Source organism: Zoogloea sp. (assembly GCF_041904905.1).
Classification (GTDB): domain Bacteria; phylum Pseudomonadota; class Gammaproteobacteria; order Burkholderiales; family Rhodocyclaceae; genus Zoogloea.
This window is the reverse complement of record NZ_JAYRMI010000062.1, coordinates 1-24955: the sequence shown is the minus strand read 5'-3', so window position 1 is coordinate 24955 and position 24955 is coordinate 1. Positions and strand designations below refer to the sequence as shown.

The following is a 24955-nucleotide window of genomic DNA, read 5'->3' as shown; positions in this document are numbered from 1 at the left end:
TGCGCGCCGGCAAGCGGGCTGCGGCGATCATGAGCCTGATCCAGTCGGCGCGCCTGAACGGGCATGAGCCCTTCACGTATCTGAAGGATGTCCTCACCCGACTGCCGACTCAGCCGCAGAGTCGGATAGGGGGGCTGTTGCCGCATCGGTGGAGGCCTGAAAACGTCCTCATCTGAGCAGGCGGATTCCCGTCAAGGACGAGTTGGCCGGACGCTCACATAGTGTCCTCACACCACACCCCAGAAGTGGACACTTCCATGATCCTCACCCCGCCCCGCCGAACCTGGGAGTCACTGCCGCATCGGTGGAGGCGGGAGTCAGCCTGAGGCACGGTCAGGAGGCGATTGCCGGGGGCTTACGTTTGTAGCCGGCCTCTGTGACGCCTTTGGCGATCCGGGCGGAGGGGGGAAACAGAAACCCCCAGGAGCGCGAGGGCGTGGCCTGGGGGTTTGGACTTTAGGCGTTGTGCTGGCTTCGGGGAAGCCAGAGGCGGCCGGGGTCAGCCGACGATCATCCCTGCACCGACGGTGTTGTTGGTGGATTCATCGATGAGGATGAAGGCACCGGTGGCGCGGGAGTCGGTGTAGTTGTCGGCGAAGATCGGTTGGGCGAGCTTGAGGCTCAGTTGCGCGATGTCGTTCATGGCGAGGGTGGCGGTGGCGTCCTTCGCCAGCGTGTTGATGTCCACGCGGTGGGCGATGGCGGCGACCTTGGCCTTGACTTCGCGGGTGGTGTGGCGCAGCCAGTAGGTGCGGGCCGGAGACAGGGGCGTTTCCGAGAGCCAGCACACCACGGCGTCGATCTGCTTGGCCTGGGCCGGCACTTCGTCGCTGTTGACGATCATGTCGCCGCGGGAGATGTCGATCTCGTCTTCCAGCAGCAGGGTCACCGATTGCTCGTGGATGGCCTTGGGGAGTGACTGGCCGTAGAGCTGGATGTCCTTGACCTTGGTGGTGAGGCCGTTGGGCAGCACGGTGACGCTGTCGCCGACCTTGATCTCGCCGGATTCGACGCGCCCCATGAAGCCGCGGTAGTCGTGCAGCTCGGGGTTGTCGGAGGCTTGCGGGCGGCACACGAACTGCACCGGGAAGCGGAAGCTCTCGGCCTTCTCGGTGTGGGCGGCCGGCGCGGCTTCGAGGATTTCGATCAGCGTGGGGCCGTCGTACCAGGAGAGGCTTTCGCCGCGATCCACGATCATGTCGCCGACGAGGGCCGACAGGGGGATGAAGCGGACGTCGGTGAGGCCGATCTGGTCGGCGAACGCTTTGTATTCGGCGACGATCTTGTCGTAGGTGGCCTGGTCGTAGTCCACCAGATCCATCTTGTTCACGGCCACGACCACGTGGGGGATGCCCACCAGCTTGGCCAGGTAGCTGTGGCGGCGAGTCTGGGTGAGGACGCCCTTGCGCGCGTCGATCAGGATGATCGCGACGTTGGCGGTGGAGGCGGCGGTCACCATGTTGCGGGTGTACTGCTCGTGGCCCGGGGCGTCGGCGATGATGTACTTGCGGGTGCCGGTGGAGAAGTAGCGGTAGGCGACGTCGATGGTGATGCCCTGCTCGCGTTCGGCCTGCAGGCCGTCGGTGAGCAGCGACAGGTCGACCGCGGTGAGGCCGCGCTTGCTGGAGGTCTTCTCGATGGCGGTGAGGGTGTCGGCGAGGATGGCCTTGGTGTCGAACAGCAGGCGGCCGATCAGGGTGCTCTTGCCGTCATCGACGGAGCCGCAGGTGAGAAAGCGCAGCAGGCCGTTGTCGACGTCGGGGAGGTTTTCGGGTGCGGACATGATTCGGGTTTCCTTGGATTCCGGGGCGGCGATCAGAAGTAGCCTTCCTTCTTGCGCTGCTCCATGGAGGCGTCGGAAGTCTGGTCGTCGAGGCGGGTGGCGCCGCGCTCGGTGATCGTGGTGGTGGCGGTTTCGATGACGATCTTCTCGACGGTGTCGGCGTCGGATTCGACCGGCGCGGTGCAGGAGATGTCGCCCACGGTGCGGAAGCGCACCTGGAGGTCGATGATCTCTTCGCCGGCCTTGGGCAGGTTGGTCAGCTCGCCGCTCATCAGCGGCACATTGACCGGGACGATGGCGCCCTGGCGCATCACCACCGGGCGGGTGTGGGCGAAGTAGATCGACGGCAACTCGAGCTGTTCGCGCTCGATGTACTGCCATACGTCCATCTCGGTCCAGTTGGAGATGGGGAAGGCGCGGATGTTCTCGCCCTTGTGGCTGCGGGCGTTGTAGAGGTTCCAGAGTTCGGGCCGCTGGTTCTTCGGGTCCCATTGGCCGAACTCGTCGCGGAAGCTCATGATCCGCTCCTTGGCGCGGGCCTTTTCTTCGTCGCGACGGGCGCCGCCGATGCAGGCGTCGAAGCCGAATTCCTCGATGGCCTCGAGCAGGGTGACCGACTGGTGCTTGTTGCGGGATTCGTTCTCGTGCTTGAGGACGACCGTGCCGCGCTTCATGGAGTCTTCGACCGAGCGCACGATCAGGCGCTCGCCCAGCTCGGCGGCGCGCTTGTCGCGGAACGCGACCACTTCACGGTAGTTGTGGCCGGTGTCGATGTGCATCAGCGGGAAGGGGAACTTGCCCGGCCGGAAGGCCTTTTCGGCGATCCGCAGCATGCAGATGGAGTCCTTGCCGCCGGAGAACAGCAGCACGGGGTTGCTGCACTGGCCGGCCACCTCGCGCATGATGTGGATGGCTTCGGATTCGAGCCAGTCCAGGTGGCTCAGGGTTTGTTTGGTGAGCGTCGACATTGCTTTACTCGTTTGAGGGTTCTTCGGTGCGCGTCACTTCTTGACGTGCAGGCCGCATTCCTTGGATTCCGGATTCTCCCACCACCAGCGCCCGGCGCGCACGTCTTCGCCAATCGAAACCGGGCGGGTGCACGGCGCACAGCCGATGCTCGGGTAGAACTTGTCGTGGAGCAGGTTGTACGGAACCTTGTTCAGCCGGATGTAGGCCCAGACTTCCTTTTCGGTCCAGTCGGCCAGCGGGTTGAACTTGACGAGGCCGTTGCCGGCGTCGAACTCGCGCTTGGGCAGGTCGGTGCGGGTGGTGGATTGCTGGGCGCGCAGGCCGGTGATCCACGCCTGTTTGCCGGCCAGGGCGCGGCCCAGCGGCTCGACCTTGCGAGCGTGGCAGCAGGCCTTGCGCAGTTCGACGCTGTCGTAGAAGGCGTTGATGCCGTGCTCGCGGGTGTAGGCCTCGATGGCGTCGTGGTTGGGGTAGAAGAACTTGAGCTTGAGGCCGTAGTGCTGCTGCACCTTGGCCATCAGGTCGTAGGTTTCGAGGGGCAGGCGGCCGGTGTCCAGCGAGAAGATCTCGATGGGGAGCTTGCCGGTGGCGATCACGTCGGTGAGCACCATGTCCTCGGCGCCGAGGCTGTTGGCCAGGGTGATGGCGGGCAGTTCGGCAGCCCAGGCGGCCAGGTCGGTCTTGAGCTGGGCGACCTTGGCGTCGAGGCTGGCCAGCAGCGCCGGGTCGTCGAGCTTGGGGTTCTGGTTGGGGTGCATGGCGTCTCCGGGTTCAGGCGGCGCGCTGGGCGCGACGGAACAGGGGCTCAGGCTGGTCGATGGCGGCCTGGTAGGGGGCCGAGAAATCCTTCAAGCTGGCCAGGGCCGCTTCGAGCTGGGCGTCGGAGTACTTGCCGGCCTTGGGCTGGATGGCGTCGAAGCCGCAGCGCTGCATGAAGAAGAACTGGTCGCGCAGTACGTCGCCGATGGCGCGGATCTCGCCCTTGAAGCCGTAGCGGCTGCGCAGCAGGGCGGCGGCGGAGTAGGCGCGGCCGTCGGTGAACTTGGGGAAGTTGAGGGCGATGGCCTGGACGCCGTCGAGGTTTTCGGCCAGCTCGTCCACGTCTTCGTGGCTGTCGAGCCACACGCCCACGTTGCCGCGGCTGGAGAGCGGGCCCTTGTGGGCCTGCCACACGGCGAGCGGCACGAAGAGCGGGCCTTCGGGCAGGGTGAGGGCTTCGGGCGCCTGGGTTTCGTCCAGCACGAGGATCTGGGCCGCGTCGTCGATGAGCTGGCCGTTCTTGATGAGCTTAGGCATTGTGCTTCCTTTCCTTGACGGCGGCTTCGCCATACACGCCGAGCTTGAACGGGTCGAGGCCAGTGCGGCGGACGGTTTCGATGAAGCGCTCGCCGTTCTGGCGCTGGGCCAGATAGACGTCGATGATCTTGCCGATCACATCGGGCATTTCGGCAGCGGCAAACGAGCGGCCGATGACCTTGCCGATGCTGGTGGCGTTGCCCTGGCTGCCGCCGAGGCTGACCTGATACCACTCCTCGCCGTTCTTGTCGACGCCGAGGATGCCGATGTGGCCGACGTGGTGGTGGCCGCAGGAGTTCATGCAGCCGGAGATGTTGAGTTCGATGTCGCCGATGTCGTGGAGGTGGTCGAGGTCGTCGAAGCGGGCCTGGATGGCGTTGGCGATGGGGATGGACTTGGCGTTGGCCAGGGCGCAGAAATCGCCGCCCGGGCAGCAGATGATGTCGGTCAGGAGGCCGAAGGTGGGGGTGGCCAGGCCGGCGGCGCGGGCTTTCTCCCACAGGGCGAAGAGGTCGGATTGGCGGACGTCGGCCAGCACGAGGTTCTGTTCGTGGGTGGCGCGGATCTCGCCGAAGCTGAAGGCGTCGGCCCAGTCGGCCACCAGGTCGAGCTGTTCGGCGGTGATGTCGCCGGGGGCGCGGCGGGGGTCCTTCAGCGAGAGCACCGCGATGGCGTAGCCGGGCACCTTGTGGGCCAGCACGTTGCGGCGGGCCCAGGCGGCGAAGGCCGGGTTGGCGCTGCGCTGGGCGGCGTAGCCGGCGTCGTCGGCGGGCAGGGGGGCGTAGGCCGGGGCGGTGAAGTGGCCGGCGACGCGGGCCACTTCGGCTTCGGTGAGGGTGCTGGGGCCGTTCTTGCCGAAGGCCCATTCTTCTTCCACCTGACGCTTGAACTCGGCGATGCCCAGGGCCTTCACCAGGATCTTGATACGGGCTTTGTACAAATTGTCCCGCCGGCCGTATCGGTTATAGACCCGCAGGATGGCCTCGCAGTAGGTGACGATGTGCTGCCACGGCACGAAATCGGCGATCTCCTCGCCGATGATCGGGGTGCGGCCCATGCCGCCGCCCACCAGCACCCGGAAGCCGATCTCGCCGGCCGCATCGCGCTTGAGTTCGAGGCCGATGTCGTGGCACTGGATGACGGCCCGGTCTTCGTGGGCGCCATTCACGGCGATCTTGAACTTGCGCGGCAGGAAGGCGAACTCGGGGTGGAAGGTGCTCCACTGGCGGATGAGTTCGCACCACGGGCGGGGGTCGATGTACTCGTCGCCGGCCACGCCCGCGAAGGGGTCGGAGGTGACGTTGCGGATGCAGGCGCCGGATGTCTGGATGGCGTGCATCTCGACGGTGGCCAGCTCGGCCAGGATCTCGGGCACCACCTTCAGTTCGGGCCAGTTGAACTGGAAGTTCTGGCGCGTGGTGACGTGGGCGTAGCCCTTGTCGTGGGTGCGCGCGATGTGGGCCAGCTTGCGCACCTGGGTGGAGGAGAGCAGGCCGTAGGGCACGGCCACCCGCAGCATCGGGGCGTTGCGCTGGATGTACAGGCCGTTCTGCAGGCGCAGGGGGCGGAACTCGTCGTCGGTGAGTTCGCCGGCCAGGTAGCGTTGGGTCTGGTCGCGGAACTGGGCGACGCGTTCGTCGACGATCTTCTGGTCGTAGGGGTCGTAGCGATACATGATTTGAGTTGTGTCCTGGTTGTCGGGGCGCGCAGGCCTGGTCAGGCCGCGATCAACTTGCTGCCCACCAACACCAGCATGGTTGCCAGAATCGGACGCAGCACCCGGTCGGGCACCCGGGTGGAAACATGGCTCCCCAGCCAGATGCCGGGCAGGGAGCCGATCAGCAGGCTGCCGAGCAGGGCCCAGTCCACGCTGCCGAGAAACCAGTGGCCAATGCCGGCGACGAGGGTGAGCGGCACGGCGTGGGCGATGTCGCTGCCGACGATGCGCAGCGTGGGGAGGCGAGGATACAGGAAGAACAGCGCGCTCACCCCCAGGGCGCCGGCGCCCACCGACGAGATCGACACCAGCACGCCCAGCACGGCGCCGGTGACTACGGTGAGGATGGCGGTGCGCCGCGGGTTCTCGCGCCCCTCCGAGTGCCTGAGGGCGAAGGCCTGGATCTGCTTGCGGAAGACGATGGCGACGGCGGTGAGCAGCAGGGCGATGCCCAGCGAGAACTTGATGAGCCCGATCGCGCCGCCGATGCCGCCGGGGAAGAAGTGGCCCACCACCAGCAGGGTGAGCGCGGCGGCCGGAATGCTGCCGGAGGCCAGGCGCCGGGTCACCGTCCAGTCCACCGTGCCCTTGAGCCCGTGGGCGAGGGTGCCGCCGGCCTTGGTGATGGCGGCGTAGAGCAGGTCGGTGCCCACCGCCACCGAGGCCGGCACGCCGAACAGCAGCACCAGCAGAGGCGTCATCAGCGAGCCGCCGCCGACCCCGGTAAGGCCGACGATGGCGCCGACGGAGAAACCTGCAACGGTGTAAGCGATATCCATGGTGAGGTCCAATTTCTTGTGCAGCGCATCGTAAAGGCTGAGGTTAGAGTGTAGAAGGCGGTGTGGGTTAAACTATAAGAACAAAAAGTTATATAGGCCGGCATCGTCGGCCGGAAAGCCGGCATGAACATCCAGCAGCTACGTTACGTTTTCGAGGTGGTCCGCCATCGGCTCAACGTGTCGGAGGCGGCCGAGGCGCTGTTTACGTCCCAGCCCGGGGTGTCGAAGCAGATCCGTCAGCTGGAGGACGAGCTGGGCATCGAGATCTTCGTGCGCCACGGCAAGCGCCTGGTGGCGGTCACCGAGCCGGGGCGGCAGGTGCTGGCGATTGCCGAGCGGATGCTGCTGGACGTGGAGAACCTGCGTCAGGTGGGGGCGGAGTTCAGCAACGAGGCGAGCGGCAGCCTGTCGATCGCCACCACCCACACCCAGGCCCGCTACGCGCTGCCGCCGGTGATCCGGGCCTTCATGAGCCGCTACCCCAACGTGCGCCTGTCGCTGCACCAGGGCAACCCGCGTCAGGTGTGCGAATACGTGCTGTCGGGCGAGGCGGACATCGCCATCGCCACCGAGGCCATCGCCGAGGAGCACGAGCTGGTGATGCTGCCCTGCTACCAGTGGAACCGCTGCGTGATCGCGCCGGTGCGCCACCCCATTCTGAGCGCCCAGCCGCTCACCCTGGAGGCCATCGCCCGGTACCCGGTCATCACCTACGATTTTGCCTTCACCGGGCGCAACCAGATCAACAAGGCCTTCGTCGGGCGCGGGCTGAAGCCCAACGTGGTGCTCACCGCCATCGACTCGGACATCATCAAGACTTACGTGGGCATGGGGCTGGGGGTCGGCATCCTGGCCAGGATGGCCTACGACCCGCTGGCGGACAAGGAGCTGGGGATGCTCGACGCGGCCCACCTCTTCGAGTCGAGCACGACCCGCATCGGGGTGCGTCGCAACGCGTGGCTGCGGGGTTACGTGTACGCCTTCATCGAGCTGTTTGCGCCCCACCTCACCCGGCACGCGGTGGATGTGGCGCTGGCGGGCGGCGGCGAGGACCCGGGGTTGTGATCGCCGCCGCCCGGCCGGTCAGCGTTGCCGGCGGCGGATCGCCGCGCCCAGCAGGCCCAGGGCGGCCAGGCTGAGGGCGGAGGGTTCCGGCGTTTCGTACATCGCGGCGCCGGCGACGATGAACACGTCCCCGAAGCCGCCGCTGTCGCAGTTGGCGGTCTGGCCGGCGTCGCTCAGGTAGCCCGCCCCGTTGCCCTTGGCGGTGCCGCCGAAGCAGCCGAACAGCAGGCGCACCGAGAGGGTGTCGTAGCCGGCGGCGATGTAGCCGTCCAGGTTGGCGTTGAGTTCGGGCAGGAAGGCCAGGAACTCGGCGTTGGCGGTGCCCAGGGCGTTGTCGATGGTCTCGATCAGCGGGCCGGTCGAGCCGCTGGCGGCCGGGCAGCTGCCGCCCGGGTTGGCCTGGGTGACGTGCTCGTAGATGCAGATGGTGCCGAACACCGTCGCGAAGTCGGTCGAGGCCGGCGCGTCGTAGAACTGCTTGGTGCTGGTGAAGGCGGCGTAGGAGAGGCCGGTGTTGCGCCCGACCTCGAAGTGGATGTCGGCCAGGGCGCCGTCGGTGTCGCGCACGCTGACGAGCCCCCAGTAGTCCATCGAGCTGGTGGCGCTCTGGGGCTGGTTGTAGTCGAAGCCCAGCATCAGCTCGCGGCGGATGCCGCCGGCACTCAGCGCGTCCCGCAGCCAGACGGTGCTCACGTCCCAGGTGCCGATGCCGTCGGCGCCGGTGGGGAGCTGGTTGTTCGCCGGGTCGCCCATGTTGCCGGCCTCCATCGTCGTGCCGGTGGCGCGCCCGGTGGCGAGGAAGTTGTCGCCGCCCCGGTTGGTCTTGAAGCCGTTCTCCACCTGGCTGCCGTTCGCGGTGGGGGGATTGGCGGGGGCGGTGTCGCCGTTGTCGAGGGCCGCCGTGCCGCCCGCCTGGATGACCACCGCCTCCTTGAGCACGCCCTGCGGGGTGGTCAGCACGTAGCCGCCGCTGGCGGTGTCGGCGCTCTGGGCGAAGCCGGCGAGGTAGTTGAGCATGGGCGCCGAGCAGCTGACCATGTCGCCGAAGGTGGCGCAGGCGGGCGAGCTTTTGTCGATGGCGGGGCCGGCGTACACGGCGAGGGGCGTGGCGTCCGCCAGGGGTGACAGAAATGCCGAAACGATTGCAGCGGCTGTCAGGGTCTTGTTTTTGCTGATTTTCATTTTTTCCTCCGGGATGCTTGCTGGGAATTCGCGAAAAATCGGGCAAGACACAAAAGTTGACGCACAAGCCGTGCCATTTTGTAAAAGTTCGGGTAAGTGGCCGTGTTTGTTTTGTTTTTGGTGTTTCTGGATTCCTCCGGCGTAGGGGCGAGAAGCCCCGGTGTAAAGCCGGGCGACAGGCCCGGCGGGGCGCGAGGGGGCGATCCCGTGACGGAGTTGGCGGGCCGCGGCCCTTTTGTTTCCGGATCCTTCCATTTCGAATTGCCCCGGCGCTTTGTGAGAGACTTCGGCTCTCCCCGCCGTCTTCCGTCTCGCCCGCCATGCAATCCCTGACCACCTTTGCCGCGCTGCTGCTGGCCTCCGTGCTGTTCGTGCCTTTGTTCAAGCGGGCCGGGCTGGGCACGGTGCTGGGCTATCTGGCGGTGGGCATGCTGATCGGCCCCTACGGGGTGAAGCTCGTCCGCGATCCGGACAACCTGCTCCACACCGCCGAGCTGGGCGTGGTGCTGCTGCTCTTCGTGATCGGGCTGGAGCTCAAGCCGTCGCGCCTGTGGGCCTTGCGCCAGTCGGTGTTCGGGCTGGGGGCGCTGCAGCTCTTCGGGGTGGCGGCGGCGCTGGCCGGGGCGGGCTGGTATCTGGGCCTGTCCCTGTCGGCGGCGGCGCTGGTGGGGATCATCCTGGCCCTGTCGTCCACCGCCTTCGTGCTGCCCACGCTGGCGGAGCGGCGCGAGCTATCCACCCGTTACGGGCGCGAGGCCTTCGCGATCCTGCTGTTCCAGGACCTGTCGGTGATTCCGCTGCTGGCGCTGATTCCCCTCTTCGGCACCGGCAAGCCCACCGCGCTCACCCACCCGGCGGTGGGCCTGGGCCTGCTGGTGGCGGCGGCGGCGGTGGGGCGGCCGCTCCTCAACCTGCTGTTCCGTCATGTGGCGCGGGTCAATAGCCGCGAGATGTTCACCGCCGCGGCGCTGGTCACCGTGCTGGGGCTGGCGCTGCTGATGCAGGCGGGGGGGCTGTCCATGTCGCTGGGGGCCTTCGTGGCGGGGGTGCTGCTGGCCGACTCGGAGTTCCGCCACGAGCTGGAGGCGTCCATCGCGCCCTTCCAGGGGCTGCTGCTGGGCTTGTTCTTCATGGCGGTGGGGATGTCCACCAACCTCACCCTGCTGGTCAGGTTCCCGTGGCAGATCGCGGGGCTCACCGCCGGGCTGGTGCTCATCAAGATCGCGGTGCTCTACGGCCTGCGCCGGCTGGTGGGCGGGCCCAAGCTGGGGGCGCGGATGCTGGCGCTGGCGCTGGCCCAGGGCGGCGAGTTTGCCTTCGTGCTGTTCGATGCGGCCCAGTCGTTCAAGGTGCTGGGCGAGGTGCAGGCCGACAAGCTGACGCTGGTGGTGGCGCTGTCGATGGCGGTGTCGCCGCTCTTGCTGATGTTCGGCGACTGGCTGGCCCGGCGCGAGGCGGGCCGGCAGCCGCCCAAGGCCTTCGACGAGATGCCCTCGGAGGCGAGCGACGTGGTGATCGCGGGCTTTGGCCGGGTGGGGCAGGTGGTCGGCCGGCTGCTGCTGGCGCGGGGCATCCGCTTCACGGCGCTGGACGCCGACGCCGGCCAGGTGGAGACGGTGCGCAAGTTCGGCTTCAAGGTGTTCTACGGCGACGCGGCGCATCTGGATCTGCTCCACGCGGCCCAGCTGGGGGAGGCGAAGGTCTTCGTGCTGGCCATCGACGACGTGGAGGCTTCGCTGCGCACCGCCGAGCTGGTGAAGAAGCACTTCCCCCACGTGCAGATCGTGGCCCGGGCGCGCAACCGCTTCCACGCCAGCCGGCTGATGGACATGGGCATCGAGCGGCAGATCCGCGAGGCGCTGCCGTCCAGCCTGGAGATGGCCCGCTGGACGCTGGAGCTGCTCCATGAGCCGCCGGCGCTGGTGGATCAGATGGTGACCCGCTTCGCCCGCCACGACGCCGAGGTGCTGGCCCGTCAGCAGGCCATCGACCACGACGAGGGCAAGCTGATCCAGTCGTCCCGCGAGGCGCGGGAGGAGCTGGCCCAGATCCTCGAGGAGGCCCGCGAGGCCTTTGCCAAGAAGGAACGCCCGGCCAAGGTGGCCGGCGCCTGAGTCAATCCGCCTCGAAGGGGCGGCCGCAGGCGAGGGCCAGCATCAGCGCGATGCGGGCCTTGGGCGGCGGCAGGCTGCCGGCGGTAAGCCAGCCTTCGCCGTCGTCGTCGGCGTTGGCGTTGCGGATCACCGGCCCGGCGCAGCGGCTGGCCCGCAGGATGGCGACCCCCGCGTCCCGCGCCCGGTGCAGCGCCGGCCGCCACGCGGCGGGCACGCTGCCGTGGCCGGCGAGGGCCAGCACCAGGCCGCGGGCGCCGGCTGCCACGCTGGCGTCGATCAGCCCGGCGGGGGCGCCCGCGTAGCCGGGCAGGATGTCCACCCGCGGCAGGGTGTTCGCGGTCAGGTCGGCAAAGCGGCCGTCGGGTCGGGCGGTGGCCCAGTCGACGGCCGATTCGAAGGCGTCCAGCCCGGTGGTGCGGGCTTTCACCAGATGGCGGGCGGCGTGGGCGGTGGCGTTCATCACCGCCAGCACGCCCTTGCCGTGGGCTTCCGGGCTGGCGGCGAGGCGCACCGCGGCGAGCAGGTTGGCCGGGCCGTCGGCCTGGGGGTGGTCGGCCGGGCGCATGGCGCCGGTGAGCACCACCGGCTTGCCGGCGGGCAGGGTGAGCTGCAGGAAGTAGGCCGTCTCTTCCAGGGTGTCGGTGCCGTGGAGGATCACCGTGCCGTCGACGGCGGGGTTGGCCAGGGCGCGGCGCACGGCGGCGAGGACGGTGAGCCAGTCCTCCGGCGTCATGTCCTTGCTGTCGAGGGCCAGCACCTGCTCGGCCGACAGGGCAAACGGGGCGAGGCCCGGCACGGCGTCGAGCAGGGCGCCGACGGGGCGGACCCCGGCGCGATAGCGGGCGCCGCCGGATTCCGGATCGGCTTCGCCGGCGATGGTGCCGCCGGTGGCGATGAGATGGATCATGGTCGTGGAGCGGGTGGGCGTGGATGGGGCGGGTTGTGTGTGAGGCGCGAGGCTCCGGCGCTGCACCTCGCAGGCCCGGGCGAGCATGCCTGGGGTGCGGGGATCCACCGCGATGGTGCTCGACCGGCGTTCAGCGCTCCTCGGGACGAGTTCCGTGCTCCTCGGGACGAGCTTGGCGCTGCTCGAGAGGAGCTTTGAGCTGCTCTGGAGGAGCTTTGAGCTGCTCGGGAGGAGCTTGGAACTGCTCTGGAGGCGCGCCGAACTCCTCCGGCGCACCGTTGAACTCCGGCCTTGCACCGCTGCGGTTCAACCCTGCACCGGGAAGGCGCTCGCGGCGAGCGGCGGGCTGCTCCGCAGGGGCGCCGGGCTGCTCGCCTGGCGGCCGGCGGGGCTACCCGGGGGTGTCGCTTCGGCCTCAGTGCTGCAGGATCTTGGCCAGGAACTGCTGGGCGCGCTCGGAGCGCGGGTTGGCGAAGAAGGCGTCCTTGGTGTCGTCCTCGACGATGCGGCCGCGGTCCATGAAGATCACCCGGTTGGCCACCTTGCGGGCAAAGCCCATCTCGTGGGTGACGCACATCATGGTCATGCCCTCCTGGGCGAGTTCGACCATCACGTCGAGCACCTCGTTGATCATCTCCGGGTCCAGCGCCGAGGTGGGCTCGTCGAAGAGCATGCAGATCGGGTCCATCGAGAGGGCCCGGGCGATCGCCACGCGCTGCTGCTGGCCGCCCGAGAGCTGGCCGGGGAACTTGTCGGCGTGGGCCTTGAGGCCGACCCGGTCGAGCAGCCCCAGGCCCTTGGCGCGGGCTTCGTCCTTGCTCCGGCCAAGCACCTTCTCCTGGGCGATGGTGAGGTTCTCGACGATGCTCATGTGGGGGAACAGCTCGAAGTGCTGGAACACCATGCCCACCCGGCTGCGCAGCCGGGGCAGGTTGGTTTTCGGGTCGCCCACCGAGATGCCGTCCACGGTAATCACCCCGGACTGGAACGGTTCGAGGCCATTGACGCACTTGATGAGGGTGGATTTGCCCGAGCCGGAGGGCCCGCACACCACCACCACCTCGCCCTTGGCAACCCGGGTGCTGCAGTCGGTGAGCACCTGGAAGCTGCCGTAGTGCTTGGAAACCTTGTCGATCGAGATCATCTGGATTGAGTCCTAAACCGTCGCCATCCGCTTCTGCAGCCGCCGCACCACTTGCGACAGGGAGAAGCACAGCACGAAATACACCGCCCCGGCAAAGAGCAGCAGCTCCACCAGCCGCCCGTCCCGGTCGCCCACTTTATAGGCGGCACCGAAGAAGTCGGCCAGCGCCGACACATATACCAGCGAGGTGTCCTGGAACAGCACGATGGCCTGGGTGAGCAGCAGCGGCACCATGTTGCGGAAGGCCTGGGGCAGCACCACCAGGCGCATCGCCTGGGCGTAGGTCATGCCCAGCGCGGAGGCGGCCGCCACCTGGCCCTTGGGTACGCTCTGGATGCCGGCGCGGATGATTTCGGCGTAGTAGGCGGATTCGAACAGCGCGAAGCCGACCATCGCCGAAGTGAGCCGCACGTCGGTGGCGGGGTCGAGGTTGAAGACGCCCTTGAGCAGCTGCGGCACGATCAGGAAGAACCACAGCAGCACCATCACCAGCGGGATCGCCCGGAACAGGTTGACGTAACCCGCGGCGAACCACGCCAGCGGCTTGATGGTGCCCAGGCGCATCAGCGCCAGCAGGGTGCCCCACAGGATGCCCACGATCACCGCGGTGACGGTGATCTCCAGCGACACCTTCATGCCCTCCCACAGGAAGGGCAGGGCGCCGGGGATGGAAGACCAGTCGAATTCGTAGTTCATCGCGTGTGCGTCCTCATTTGCCGCCGCTCATTTGCCACCGATGTAGCCGGGCACCCGGGTCTTCGCCTCGACCACCCGCATCAGGCTCATCACCGTGACGTTGATGAGCAGGTAGAGCAGGGTGACGGCGATGAAGGATTCGTAGGGCTGGGCGGTGTAATCCACCAGCTGGCGGCCCTGGGCGGCCAGTTCGAGCAGGCCGATGGTGGAGCACACCGCGGAGTTCTTGAAGATGTTGAGGAACTCGGAGGTGAGGGGCGGCACGATGAGCCGGAAGGCCATCGGCAGGAGCACGTGGCGGTAGGTCTGGCCGAGGGTGAAGCCCAGGGCGAGGCCGGCGTTCTTCTGGCCGCGGGGCAGCGCTTCGATGCCCGAGCGCACCTGTTCGCACACCCGGGCGCTGGTGAAGAAGGCCAGGCACACCATCGCCGCGATGAACTGCTGGGTGAGGGGACTTAGCTTCTGTTTGAAGGCGTCGCCCAGCCCGAAGGGCAGCAGCTCGGGCAGCACGAAGTACCAGATGAAGAGCTGCACCAGCAGCGGGATGTTGCGGAACACCTCGACATAGGCGCCGGCAAGGCGGGACAGGCCCTTGTGGGGCACGGTGCGCAGCACCCCCATCAGGCTGCCCAGCAAGAGCGCGATCACCCACGCCGAGAGGGACAGGGCCACGGTGGTCTGCAACCCGGTGAGCATCCACCCCATGTAGGTGGTCTCGCCGGTGGGCACCGGGCTTGTGAAGATGCTCCAGTTCCAGTTGTAGCTCATGGCTTGGTGGGAAGTAGGAGGTGGGTAATGGGGAGTGGGCGGGAGGGGCTGCAGGGGGCGGAGCTAGCAGCTCCCTGCTTCCTGCTCCCCCAATCAATGCGTGGGAAATGGGGCGTGGAAGGTGGGGCGTGGGAGCCGGGAGCCCGGGAAAGGGGCTCCTCCCACTCCCTACTTCCCATTACCCACTACCCACTACCCCCTGCCCGTTTCCCTTCACTCGAACGGCTTGTCGTTGGGCGCCTTGTAGAGCTTCTGCATGGCGTCGGAGAGCGGGAAGTTGAGGTTCAGGCCCTTGGGCGGGATGGGCTGGGTGAACCACTTCTTGTAGATGGCTTCGGCCTCGCCGGAGGTCATGGCCTTGGCCAGCGCGCCATCGACCACCTTCTTGAAGCCCGGATCGTCCTTGCGCATCATGCAGCCGTAGGCCTCGAAGCTCTGGGGCGTGCCGACCACGGCCCAGTCGCCGGGCTTCTTGGCCTTGGCCAGTTCGCCGTAGAGCAGGGCGTCGTCCATCATGAAGGCGACGGCGCGGCCGGTCTCGAGGGTGAGGAAGGCTTCGCCGTGATCCTTGGCGGAGATGATGTTCATGCCGAGCTTCTTCTCCTCGTTCATCTTGCGGATGAGGCGCTCGGAGGTGGTGCCGGCGGTGGTCACCACGTTCTTGCCGGCGAGGTCGGGGAAGTCCTTCACGCCGGAATCCTTCTTGGTCATCAGGCGGGTGCCGATGATGAAGATGGTGTTGGAGAAGCTGACCTGGCGGGCCCGCTCGGTGTTGTGGGTGGTGGAGCCGCATTCGAGATCGACGGTGCCGTTCTGGATGAGCGGGATGCGGTTCTGGGAGGTGACCGGGGTGAGCTTGGTCTGCAGGCCGGTGAGCTTGAGTTCGGCCTTCACCGCGTCTACCACCTTCAGCATCAGCTCCTGGCTGTAGCCCACCACCTGCTGCTTGTCGTCGTAGTAGGAGAAGGGAATCGAGGATTCCCGGTGGCCCAGGGCGATGGTGCCGGTTTCCTTGATCTTCTTGAGGGTCGGCGATTCCTGGGCCAGTGCCGGTTGGGCGAGCAGGACGGCCGTGGCGACAAGGGCGAGTTGCGAGAGACGGGACATGGGCGGTTCCTCCGGGGGCGGGATCAGGGGGGGCGACGGGCTCCTTCGCGACGATTGTAGCCCCAGCCGGTGGCCATTGTGGGCGTCAATTGCGGTGCGCCGGGGGGCTCAGCGGGCGACGAAGCGGGCCACCGGAACGCCGTCGGCGAGCAGGTCGAGCCGGTTGCCGGCCTGGATGCGGTGGGTGGCGCGGGAGAGGGCGTGCAGGAAGGCGGATTCCACGTCCGACGCGGGGCAGGCCATGCGGGTGGTGGCGAGGGACAGCAGGCTCAGGCCGGCGGCGCCCCAGCTGCGGTACTCGCCGCTCAGGCGGTTGCAGCCGGTTGCGCCGAGCAGCCGGCGCTGGGTGGGGTCGAACTGGAGCCACGGGGTGCGAGGGCCGCTGGGGATGGCGGCCTCGCTGCCGGGCAGGCTTTCGAGGGACCAGCGCATCGTCGATAGCTGGGGGGCGCCGGGGCAGCCCTGGCCGGGCAGGGGCCGGTCGACGCGATCCACGACCAGCATCTCGGCGCTGCCGCCGTCGGGGCCGGGCAGGGTTTCCAGGTGGCCGACGAGGCTGACCGCCAGCGGCGCGCCGGCCTGTTCCCGGTGGGCGAGGTAGGCCTGTTCGAGGGCGAGGCTGGCGCCGGCCTGGGCCACCGGCAGCCGGCGGCCGTCGCCGCAACGGGTGAACAGGCCGGCGTCGGCGAGGTGGACGACGATGCCGGTCTGCAGGGTGTCCGGCTGCGGGCTGGGGGTGAGGGGGCGGTACAGCCGGGAGGCGATGGGCTTGCCGTGGCGGTCGAGGGGGCGCAGGCGGCCGTCGGGCAGCTGGGCAAAGCGTCGGTGCTCGGGGCCGCCGATGAGTTCGATCTGCCCGTCGGGGCGTGTCTGCCAGCTGCCGGTTTCGCGCAGCAGGCGGTCGGGCCCGCCGCGGGGCTGGCGATCGGTGAGGTCGAGGATGTAGCTGCCGCCCGCCAAGAGCTGCAGCCGGTGGCGGGGGGCGGCGCAGTCGGCGCAGGGCAGCGCCCCCTCCCAGGTGCCGGGCGCCGCCGTTGCGGGGGCGCCGGCGGCGAAGAGGGCGAGGAGGGCGGCGAGGGCGGTGGGACGCATGGGGGCTCCGGTGGCGGCAAAGCCCCGATTAGGCGGCTGTCACCCGCGCGTGGATCGCCTTGAGGTCGGCCTCGTCGAGGGTCTCGCGGGCGAGCAGGTCGCGGGCGGTTTCTTCGAGGATGACCTTGCGCGCGGTGAGGATGGCGACGCTGCGCTCGAAGGCCCGGGCGACGATCTCGCGCACCGCGCAGTCGATCTCGCGGGCGGTCTCCTCGGAGTAGCTGCGCTCCTGGGGCGGGCTGGCGTTCTGGCCGAGGAAGTTGCTCTTCTCGGTGTCGTAGGCCACGTTGCCGAGCTTGGTGTCCATGCCGAAGCGCATCACGATGGAGCGGGCGATGCCGGTGACCTTCTGGAGGTCGTCCGCTGCGCCGGTGGAGACTTCGCCGAAGACGATGTGCTCCGCCGCGCGGCCGCCCAGCAGCACGGCCATCTTGTTTTCGAGTTCGGCGCGGGTCATCAGGAAGCGGTCTTCGGTGGGGCGCTGGATGGTGTAGCCCAGGGCGCCCACGCCCCGCGGGATGATGCTGATCTTGTGCACCGGGTCGGTGCCGGGCAGGCCCATCGCCACCAGGGCGTGGCCCATCTCGTGGTAGGCGACGACGGTGCGCTCGTGTTCGTTGAGCACGCGGTTCTTCTTCTCGAGGCCGGCGACGATGCGCTCGACGGCCACGGTGAAGTCTTCCACCGTCACGCCGCTGCCGTTGCGCCGGGTGGCCACCAGCGCGGCCTCGTTGCACAGGTTGGCGAGGTCGGCGCCGGAGAAGCCCGGGGTGAGGGCGGCCACCTTTTCGGCGTCCACGTCCGGGGCGAGGGTGATCTTCTTCATGTGCACCGCGAGGATGGCGATGCGGCCTTTCTTGTCGGGGCGATCCACCAGCACCTGGCGGTCGAAGCGGCCGGCGCGCAGCAGGGCCGGGTCGAGCACCTCGGGGCGGTTGGTGGCGGCCAGCAGCACGAGGCCGGAGGACGAATCGAAGCCGTCGAGTTCGACCAGCAGCTGGTTGAGGGTCTGCTCCTTCTCGTCGTGGCCGCCCATCGCGAAGGCGCCGCGGGCGCGGCCCATGGCGTCGAGTTCGTCGATGAAGATGATGGCCGGGGCCTTGGCGCGGGCCTGCTCGAAGAGGTCGCGCACGCGGGCGGCGCCCACCCCGACGAACATCTCGACGAACTCGGAGCCGGAGATCGAGAAGAAGGGCACCCCGGCCTCGCCGGCCACGGCCTTGGCGAGCAGGGTCTTGCCGGTGCCCGGCGGTCCGACCAGCAGCACGCCCTTGGGCACGCGGCCGCCAAGGCGCCCGTAGGATTTCGGATCTTTCAGGAAGCCGACGACCTCCTTCAGCTCGTCCTTGGCCTCATCCACGCCGGCCACGTCGTCGAAGGTGACGCCGGTGTTGGCTTCGACATAGACCTTGGCCTTGCTCTTGCCCAGGTTCATGAAGCCGCCGCCCATGCCCTGCTTGCCGGCGAACTTCTTCATCGCGAAGATCCAGATGCCGACGAAGATCACCGCCGGCAGCACCCAGCCGATCAGGTCGCGGAGCAGGGTGTTCTCGACCACGCCGGTGAACTTCACGTCGTACTGGGCGAGATCCTTGGCCAGCGCCGGGTCGACCCGGGTGGTGACGAACTTCTGGCGGCCGTCCTGGAGCGGGGTCTTGAGGCTGCCCTGGATGGTGTTGTCGGCGATGCTGATCTCGGTGACCTCGCCGGCCTTCACGAGGCGCTGGAACTCGCTGTAGGGCAGGGGTTCGACGGTGCGCACCTGCACCCACAGGTCGTGCAGGGTGAAGACGGCGAACAGGGCGAACACGAAGTACCACAGGCTGAACTGGGTTTTCTTTTCCATGGCGGGGCCGGAGGACACAGGTAGGGGTTAGATGAGGCCGCTTCGACGGGGTTCAAGGCGCCCCCGGCGACGGCGGCCGAAAAAGCGGAAAGGCACCGCGAGGGTGCCTTTCGTCAAGCGGCCGACCGGTGGGGGTCAGCGGTTGTTGCCGCCGTTGCCGCCACCGCGGGGGCTGGTGAACAGTGCCGGGGGCTTGACCTCGCCGGGCTTGCGGCCGGTGAGGGTGACCGCCGGGCGACGGGCTTCGTCCAGCGCGGCGGGGGTGCCGCGGTTGGGGTTGCCGCCGTTACCCTTGTTGCCAAAGCCGTTGCCGTGGCGATGGCCGCCGTGGGCCTCCGGGTCGCGGTAGTTGTTGCGGGCGCGGGGCTGGTAGTCGACGCGGTTGCCGAAATCGTCGTCCATCGGCTGGCCGTCGCCCTTGCGGGCCGGGCGCGGGCCCTGCTGGTTGCCACGGTTCTGGCCCTGACCCTGCGCCGGTTTGGCGTGCTGGCCCTGGGGCTTGCTGCCCTGGCGAGGTTGGCCGTCGGCCTGCTTCTGGCTGCGCCCCTGGCTCTGCCCTTGCCCTTGGCTCTTGGGTTTGCCCTGGCTTTGGCCCTGACCCTGACGTGGGCTGTCGCCCTGCTTGGCGCCCTGGCCCTGCTGGGGCTGGCCCTGGCGGTCGCCGCGGTTGCCGCCGCGCTTGCCCTGACCCTGGCGCGGGCCCTGGGGCTCGCGGGGCGGCCGCTCGTCGGATTCGGCGGGTGCGGCGGAGGGCACGAAATCGGGCACTTCGACCTTGTCGATGAGGCGCTTGATGAGGCGCTCGATGTCCTTCAGGAGCGGCAGCTCGTCCCGGTCCACCAGCGACACGGCGGCGCCGGTGGAGCCCGCGCGGCCGGTGCGGCCGATGCGGTGGACGTAATCTTCGGGCACGTTGGGCAGCTCGAAGTTGACGACCTGGGGCAGCTGGTCGATGTCGAGGCCGCGGGCGGCGATGTCGGTGGCGACCAGCACCTGCAGCTTGGCGTCCTTAAAGTCGGCCAGCGCGCGGGTGCGGGCCGACTGGCTCTTGTTGCCGTGGATGGCGGCGGACGGGATGTCGTGCTTGCCCAGGTATTCGGCCAGCTTGTTGGCGCCGTGCTTGGTGCGGGTGAACACCAGCACCTGGAACCACTGGTGCTTCTTGATGAGGAAGGCCAGCAGCTCGCGCTTCTGCTTCTGCGGGCACAGGTGCACCGACTGCTGGACGAGTTCGGAGGCGGTGTTGCGGCGGGCGACCTCGACGTAGCCGGGGTTGTGCAGCAGGCCGTCGGCGAGGGCTTTGATCTCGTCGGAGAAGGTGGCCGAGAACAGCAGGTTCTGGCGCTTCTTGGGCAGCAGGGCGAGGATCTTCTTGATGTCGCGGATGAAGCCCATGTCGAGCATGCGGTCGGCTTCGTCCAGCACCAGGATCTCGACGCCGGAGAGGTCGATGGTGCCCTGGGTCTGGTGGTCGAGCAGGCGGCCGGGGGTGGCGACGAGGATGTCGATGCGCTTCTTGAGGCGGGCGATCTGCGGGTTGATGGCGACGCCGCCGAACATCACCATCGAGGTGAGGGGCAGGTGCTTGCCGTAGGTCTGCACCGATTCCTCGACCTGGGCGGCAAGCTCGCGGGTGGGGGTGAGGATCAGGCAGCGCGGGCGGCCGGCCTTCTGGTTGTGGGCGTGGGCCTCGGAGAGCAGGTGCAGGATCGGCAGCGTGAAGCCGGCGGTCTTGCCGGTGCCGGTCTGGGCGGCGGCCATCAGGTCGCCGCCGGCGAGCACGAGGGGGATCGCCTGGGCCTGGATCGGGGTGGGGGTGGTGTAGCCGGTTTCGGCGATGGCCTGCTGGATGGGCGCGCTGAGGGCCAGATCGGCAAAGCCGACGGCCCCTGCCGCTTGCGCGGCGGGCTGGGGTTGGGTCATTGGATTGTGTGCTCCTGCGACGGCCTGACCGCTCGGGAGGAGCGGCACCAATCGGGGCGGGCGCAACGAGTGTTCGCGATCGGTTGGATCGGGCGAAACGAGTATTGGAATGCCGGTACGCTGATTGGTTGGCGTACGGTCGGCGGATTGTACGGCTTTGGCGCGGCTTGTGTTGACTTTTTTTGCAGATTGGGGGCGCGGCGTGAAGTGTGACCTCCCCACCGCGCCGATGCCGCTCAGGTCGGCAGGGTGTCGTCGAATACCCGGTTCCAGAGGGCGCGCACGCCGGCGGCCATGGGGGCGACGAGCGCGGGGTCGAGCCGCGAGGGCTGGTTGTTGAGGCGCAGGCCGTGCTGCAGGCGGCGGTACTCCCGGTAGCTGTCGGCGGCGACGGCGGCCTGGTCGGCGGGGATCAGCCCCAGTTCGGCGGCCATCCCGAGCAGCGCGATGTTGCCCAGGTTGCCGGTGAGGCTGGGGTGGGCGTGGGCGTGGCCGAGCACCAGGTATTGCACGATGAACTCCACGTCCACCAGCCCGCCCCGGTCGTGCTTGAGGTCGAACAGCTCGGTCTTGTTGGGGTGGCCGTCGAACATGCGCTGGCGCATGGCCATCACCTCGTCGCGCAGCTTGGCGAGGTCGCGCGGCTGGCGCAGCACCTCGATGCGGATGGCCTCGAACTTGCGGCCGATGGCGGGGTCGCCGGCGCAGAAGCGGGCGCGGGTGAGGGCCTGGTGCTCCCACACCCAGGCGTTCTCGAGCTGGTACTGGCGGAAGGCGTCCAGCGACACCACCATCAGGCCCGAATCGCCGTTGGGGCGCAGGCGCAGGTCGGTCTCGAAGAGCTGGCCGGCGGGGGTCTGGGTGGATAGCCAGGTGTTGGTGCGCTGGCCCAGGCGGGTGTAGATCTCGGCGGCTTCGGGGGCGTCGTCGTCGTGGACGAACACCATGTCGAGGTCGGACGCGTAGCCGAGTTCCTTGCCGCCCAGCTTGCCGTAGGCGAGCACCGCGAAGAGCGGTTCGTCCCGGTGGCGGTTCTTGATCTTGCGCCAGGAGCAGGTGACGGCGAGGTCGACCATGATGTCGGCCAGCGCCGAGAGGAAGTCGGCGTGGCGCTCGACGGTGAGCTTGCCGGCGATGTCCTTGGTGAGCAGGCGGAAGACCTGGGCGTGGTGCTGCTCGCGCATCAGGTCCATCTGGCGTTCCATGTCGGGCTCCAGCTCGTCGAGCTGGCGGGCAAGGTCGGTGCGGAAGGCGGGCAGGTCGAGTTCTTCTTCGAGCATCCGCGGGTCGATGGCTTCGTCGAGGAGGATCGGGTGCCGGTTGAGGAACTGGGCGGCCCAGGCCGACGCGCCGACCAGCTCGGCGATCTTGTGCACGGTTTGCGGATACTGCTGGAGCAGCGCCAGGTAGGCGCCCCGGCGGCTGATGGCGTCGAGCAGGTCGAGCAGGCGCTCGAAGGTGGCGTTGGGCTGGGCGGTTTCGGCGGCGGCTTCGATGACCCGCGGGATCAGGGGGTCGAAGCGCTGCTTGATGGACGGGGGCATCTGCTGGTAGCGGTTGCCGCTGCGCAGGGTGGACAGGCGGCGGGCGGCGGAGGCCGGGTCGGGGTAGCCAAGGCGCTGGAACTCTTCGGTGCCGCGGGCTTCGTCGCAGGCGCTGGCCCACAGGGTGTCGAGGTCGTGGCCGGCCTCGGTGGGGTTGCCGAAGACGCCGTTGAAGTGGCGGCCGACGGCTTCGCGGTGGTCGTCCAGTTCGGTGAGCAGGGCGTCGTAGGAGGCAAAGCCCATCGCCCGGGCGACGATGGCCTGGTCGTCGGGGTTGGTGGGCAGGTTGTGGGTCTGGGCGTCGTCCAGGTATTGCAGGCGGTGCTCGACCCGCCGCAGGAAGTCGTAGGCGGCAGCGAGTTCGCGCTGGGCTTCGTGGGTGACGATGCCGCGCTCGGCGAGCTGGGTCAGCACCTTGAGGGTGGGTTTGATCTGGAGGGCAGCGTCGCGCCCGCCGCGGATCAGCTGGAACACCTGGGCCAGGAACTCGATCTCGCGGATGCCGCCGGGGCCCAGCTTGACGTTGTTGGCCATGTCCTTGCGCGCCACTTCGCGGCGGATCTGGGCATGGAGGTCGCGCATGGCGTTGATGGCGCCGAAATCCAGGTACTTGCGGAAGATGAAGGGGCGGGCGATGGCGTTGAGTTCGGCGCCGCGGATGCCGGTCATCACGCGGGCCTTGATCCAGGCGTAGCGCTCCCACTCGCGGCCCTGGGTGATGAAGTAGTTCTCGAGCATGTCGAAGCTCGCCACCAGCGGGCCGGAGTCGCCGTTGGGGCGCAGGCGCATGTCGACGCGGAACACCTGACCGTCGCCGGTGAGGTCGTTGAGCGCCTGGATGATGCCGCGGCCGAGCTTGGTGAAGAACTCGAAGTTGTCGATGACCTTGGGGCCGGCGGTGCTGCCGTCTTCGGGATAGACGTAGATCAGGTCGATGTCCGACGAGACGTTGAGTTCGCGCCCGCCGAGCTTGCCCATGCCGATGATGATGAACTCCTGCTCGCGGCCGTCGGCCGACAGGGGCACGCCGTGGCGGGCGATGAGCTGCTCGCGCAGGATGTCGTGGGCGGTCTCGACGGCGATGTCGGCCAGCAGCGTCATCGTCTCGGTGACCTCGGTGAGGTCGGCCAGGCGGGCGATGTCGCGCACCAGCACGTGGCAGATCACCCAGGCCCGCAGCCGGCGCAGCACGGGCTTGAGGGTGTTGTCGTCCACCTTCTCGTCGCGCAGGAAATCCCGCAGCGCGGCGGCGTCGAGGGGGCGCTCATGGCTCGCCACGAGGCGGGGGGCCAGCCAGCTGCGGCTGTCCAGCTGGCGGCGCAGGAAGCGCGAGCAGGCGAGGGCGTCCTGGATCGGTTTGGGCAGGCTGGGGGCGGTATCGATGGGCTGTTCGGACATGGCGTGGGCCGATTGGTAGAATGGGCGATTGTCTATGTTCCCCCCGAGTTATGTCTGCCGGACTGATTTTCGTCAAGCCTGATGCCGGATGCGTCGGTGCGCGGCGGCGCCTCCCTGTCGATTCCCCCCGTGCCCCGCAGCTTCTCTCCGCGTGACTGAACGGCGCTCTTCCCTGGCGGCCCTGCTTCACCTGCCGCGCCTGTGCGCCCACCGGCTGGCGGTGCTGGCGCTGGTGGCGTATTTCGTGGGCGGGCTGGTCTTTCTGGGGGTGCGCCACGGGGTGCTGCCCAACGTGCCGGCCTATCGGGCGGAGGTCGCCGGGCTGCTGTCCCGCTCGCTGGGGCGGCCGGTGGAGATCGCCAGCCTTAGCGCCGAGTGGCGCGGGCTGCACCCCACCTTCCGGATCGGCGGGCTCACCGTCAAGGACGCCGCCGGCCTGCCGGCCCTGACCCTCGACCGGGTGGAGGCCGAGCCGGCCTGGATGTCGCTGCTGCTGATGCGCCTGCGCCTGAACCGGCTGGAGATCGACTCCCCCGATCTGGCGATCCGCCGCGATGCCGACGGCCGCCTCTTCGTGGCCGGGCTGGCGGTGCAGGCCGACGGCGGGGAGGGCGACTTCGCCCAGTGGCTGTTCGACCAACGCCGCATCCAGATCCGCAACGCCCGCCTGACCTGGCACGACGCCCTGCGGGGGGCCGACCCGCTGGTGCTCGACAAGCTCGAGTTCCGCCTCGACAACAGCGGCAGCCACCACCGCTTCGGGCTCACCGCCCATCCGCCGTCGCGCCTGGCCGCGGCCCTCGATCTGCGGGGCGACCTGCGCGGCAGCGACCCGGCCCGGCCCGAAGACTGGCGCGGCGAACTCTACGCCGGGCTCGATTACGCCGACCTGGGCGCCTGGCGGCCGTGGGTGGATTACCCCCTGCCGGTGGATGGGGCCGGCGGCTTGCGGGTGTGGTTCGAGTTCGGTGCCGGCCGCGTCACCGGGGTGACCGCCGACTTTGCCCTCAGCAACGCCCGCGCCCAGCTGGCCAAGGATCTCGAGCCGATCCCCCTGGTGCGGGCGTCCGGGCGGCTGCGCTTTCACGACGAGGGCGGGCTCACCGAGGCCAGCGGCCGCCAGCTCAGCCTGGAGACCGCCGACGGCCTGAGCCTCGCGCCCACCGATTTCTTCCTCGCCCTGCGCGCCAAGAGCGGGGCCACGCCGGCCCGCGGCGAGTTCGTGGCCAACCGGCTGGATCTGGGCGTGCTGTCCCGGCTGGCCGGCCGCCTGCCCTTCGACCCGGCCTTCCGCGCCCGGCTGGCGGAGCTGGCCCCCCAGGGCAGCGTGGCGCCGGTCAACCTCAAGTGGAGCAACGACGCCGGCCGGCTCCTCAGCTATTCGGTGGATGCCCGCTTCGCCGGCCTCGGGATCGAGCCGGTGGGGGCGTGGCCGGGCTTCTCCGGCCTGTCGGGGCGGGTGGATGGCAACGAGCGGGGCGGGCGCTTCAACCTCACCGGCCGCGACGCCGCCCTCGAACTGCCGCAGATCTTTCCCCAGCCCAGGCTCGCGCTGGCCGAAATCTCGGCCGAAGGCAGCTGGAGCCACCCGGATGGGCGGCTGGAGGTGAGCCTCGCCAGCGCCA

At 68.7% G+C, this 24955-nt stretch carries 20 protein-coding genes; 4 read left to right on the top strand and 16 right to left on the bottom strand.

Annotation, left to right across the window (positions count from 1 at the left end; all coding sequences use genetic code 11):
- Positions 1 to 176, top strand: a 176-nt coding sequence (locus ACE3N6_RS15140) for a transposase domain-containing protein (protein WP_374246615.1), incomplete at its 5' end; no start/stop codon positions are given.
- A gap of 323 nt (positions 177 to 499) precedes the next feature.
- Here the strand turns inward: ACE3N6_RS15140 and cysN are convergent.
- From cysN to ACE3N6_RS15110, 6 genes are read right to left on the bottom strand one after another with little or no spacing between them, the layout of a single operon-like run.
- Complete coding sequence (cysN, locus tag ACE3N6_RS15135; protein ID WP_374246614.1) at positions 500 to 1783, bottom strand: sulfate adenylyltransferase subunit CysN; 1284 nt, start codon at positions 1781 to 1783, stop codon at positions 500 to 502.
- Positions 1784 to 1815: 32 nt separating this feature from the next.
- A complete protein-coding gene (cysD, locus tag ACE3N6_RS15130; RefSeq protein ID WP_374246613.1) occupies positions 1816 to 2751 on the bottom strand; it encodes a sulfate adenylyltransferase subunit CysD in 936 nt (311 codons plus the stop codon).
- 33 nt (positions 2752 to 2784) lie between these two features.
- Positions 2785 to 3510: a phosphoadenylyl-sulfate reductase gene (locus ACE3N6_RS15125; protein ID WP_374246612.1), complete on the bottom strand. Its 726-nt coding sequence runs from the start codon at positions 3508 to 3510 to the stop codon at positions 2785 to 2787.
- 13 nt (positions 3511 to 3523) lie between these two features.
- Positions 3524 to 4048: a DUF934 domain-containing protein gene (locus ACE3N6_RS15120; protein WP_374246611.1), complete on the bottom strand. Its 525-nt coding sequence runs from the start codon at positions 4046 to 4048 to the stop codon at positions 3524 to 3526.
- Positions 4041 to 5723, bottom strand: a complete 1683-nt coding sequence (locus tag ACE3N6_RS15115; protein ID WP_374246610.1) for a nitrite/sulfite reductase — start codon at positions 5721 to 5723, stop codon at positions 4041 to 4043. Before ACE3N6_RS15115 ends, ACE3N6_RS15120 begins: the two co-directional genes overlap by 8 nt.
- A 41-nt stretch (positions 5724 to 5764) precedes the next feature.
- Positions 5765 to 6544, bottom strand: a complete 780-nt coding sequence (locus ACE3N6_RS15110) for a sulfite exporter TauE/SafE family protein (protein WP_374246609.1) — start codon at positions 6542 to 6544, stop codon at positions 5765 to 5767.
- A gap of 123 nt (positions 6545 to 6667) precedes the next feature.
- Here ACE3N6_RS15110 and cysB point away from each other — a divergent pair, with 123 nt between their 5' ends.
- Positions 6668 to 7609 carry an HTH-type transcriptional regulator CysB gene (gene cysB / locus ACE3N6_RS15105; protein ID WP_374246608.1) on the top strand — a complete coding sequence of 314 codons (942 nt, stop codon included), beginning with the start codon at positions 6668 to 6670 and terminating at the stop codon, positions 7607 to 7609.
- A gap of 18 nt (positions 7610 to 7627) precedes the next feature.
- On the opposite strand, the gene ACE3N6_RS15100 is transcribed toward cysB, so the two are convergent.
- Positions 7628 to 8791, bottom strand: a complete 1164-nt coding sequence (locus tag ACE3N6_RS15100; protein WP_374246607.1) for a PEP-CTERM sorting domain-containing protein — start codon at positions 8789 to 8791, stop codon at positions 7628 to 7630.
- Positions 8792 to 9111: 320 nt separating this feature from the next.
- Between ACE3N6_RS15100 and ACE3N6_RS15095 the strand changes: the two genes are divergently transcribed.
- Complete coding sequence (locus ACE3N6_RS15095) at positions 9112 to 10905, top strand: monovalent cation:proton antiporter-2 (CPA2) family protein (protein WP_374246606.1); 1794 nt, start codon at positions 9112 to 9114, stop codon at positions 10903 to 10905.
- 1 nt (position 10906) lies between these two features.
- On the opposite strand, the gene ACE3N6_RS15090 is transcribed toward ACE3N6_RS15095, so the two are convergent.
- From ACE3N6_RS15090 to glnE, 9 genes are all read right to left on the bottom strand, one after another.
- Positions 10907 to 11812, bottom strand: coding sequence for an asparaginase (locus tag ACE3N6_RS15090; RefSeq protein WP_374246605.1), 906 nt, complete (start codon positions 11810 to 11812; stop codon positions 10907 to 10909).
- Between the two features lie 415 nt (positions 11813 to 12227).
- Entirely contained in the window at positions 12228 to 12956 is a 729-nt protein-coding gene (locus tag ACE3N6_RS15085; RefSeq protein ID WP_374246604.1) for an amino acid ABC transporter ATP-binding protein, read from the bottom strand.
- A 12-nt stretch (positions 12957 to 12968) separates the two neighbouring features.
- A complete protein-coding gene (gltK, locus tag ACE3N6_RS15080) occupies positions 12969 to 13652 on the bottom strand; it encodes a glutamate/aspartate ABC transporter permease GltK (protein ID WP_374246603.1) in 684 nt (227 codons plus the stop codon).
- Between the two features lie 27 nt (positions 13653 to 13679).
- Complete coding sequence (locus ACE3N6_RS15075) at positions 13680 to 14420, bottom strand: amino acid ABC transporter permease (RefSeq protein WP_374246602.1); 741 nt, start codon at positions 14418 to 14420, stop codon at positions 13680 to 13682.
- A 213-nt stretch (positions 14421 to 14633) separates the two neighbouring features.
- The gene (locus ACE3N6_RS15070) at positions 14634 to 15527 is read right to left on the bottom strand and encodes a glutamate/aspartate ABC transporter substrate-binding protein (protein WP_374246601.1); all 894 of its coding nucleotides are present in this window, start codon (positions 15525 to 15527) and stop codon (positions 14634 to 14636) included.
- A gap of 108 nt (positions 15528 to 15635) precedes the next feature.
- Positions 15636 to 16619, bottom strand: coding sequence for an META domain-containing protein (locus ACE3N6_RS15065; RefSeq protein WP_374246600.1), 984 nt, complete (start codon positions 16617 to 16619; stop codon positions 15636 to 15638).
- 28 nt (positions 16620 to 16647) lie between these two features.
- Positions 16648 to 18465 (bottom strand): ATP-dependent zinc metalloprotease FtsH, encoded by a 1818-nt coding sequence (gene ftsH, locus ACE3N6_RS15060; RefSeq protein ID WP_374246599.1) that lies wholly within the window; start codon positions 18463 to 18465, stop codon positions 16648 to 16650.
- A 135-nt stretch (positions 18466 to 18600) separates the two neighbouring features.
- On the bottom strand, positions 18601 to 20388 hold the full coding sequence (locus ACE3N6_RS15055; protein ID WP_374246598.1) for a DEAD/DEAH box helicase: 1788 nt from the start codon (positions 20386 to 20388) through the stop codon (positions 18601 to 18603).
- A 236-nt stretch (positions 20389 to 20624) separates the two neighbouring features.
- On the bottom strand, positions 20625 to 23330 hold the full coding sequence (glnE, locus tag ACE3N6_RS15050; RefSeq protein ID WP_374246597.1) for a bifunctional [glutamate--ammonia ligase]-adenylyl-L-tyrosine phosphorylase/[glutamate--ammonia-ligase] adenylyltransferase: 2706 nt from the start codon (positions 23328 to 23330) through the stop codon (positions 20625 to 20627).
- Between the two features lie 151 nt (positions 23331 to 23481).
- Here glnE and ACE3N6_RS15045 point away from each other — a divergent pair.
- Positions 23482 to 24955 (top strand): YhdP family protein (locus ACE3N6_RS15045; protein ID WP_374246596.1); only part of this gene is annotated, 1474 nt, incomplete at its 3' end.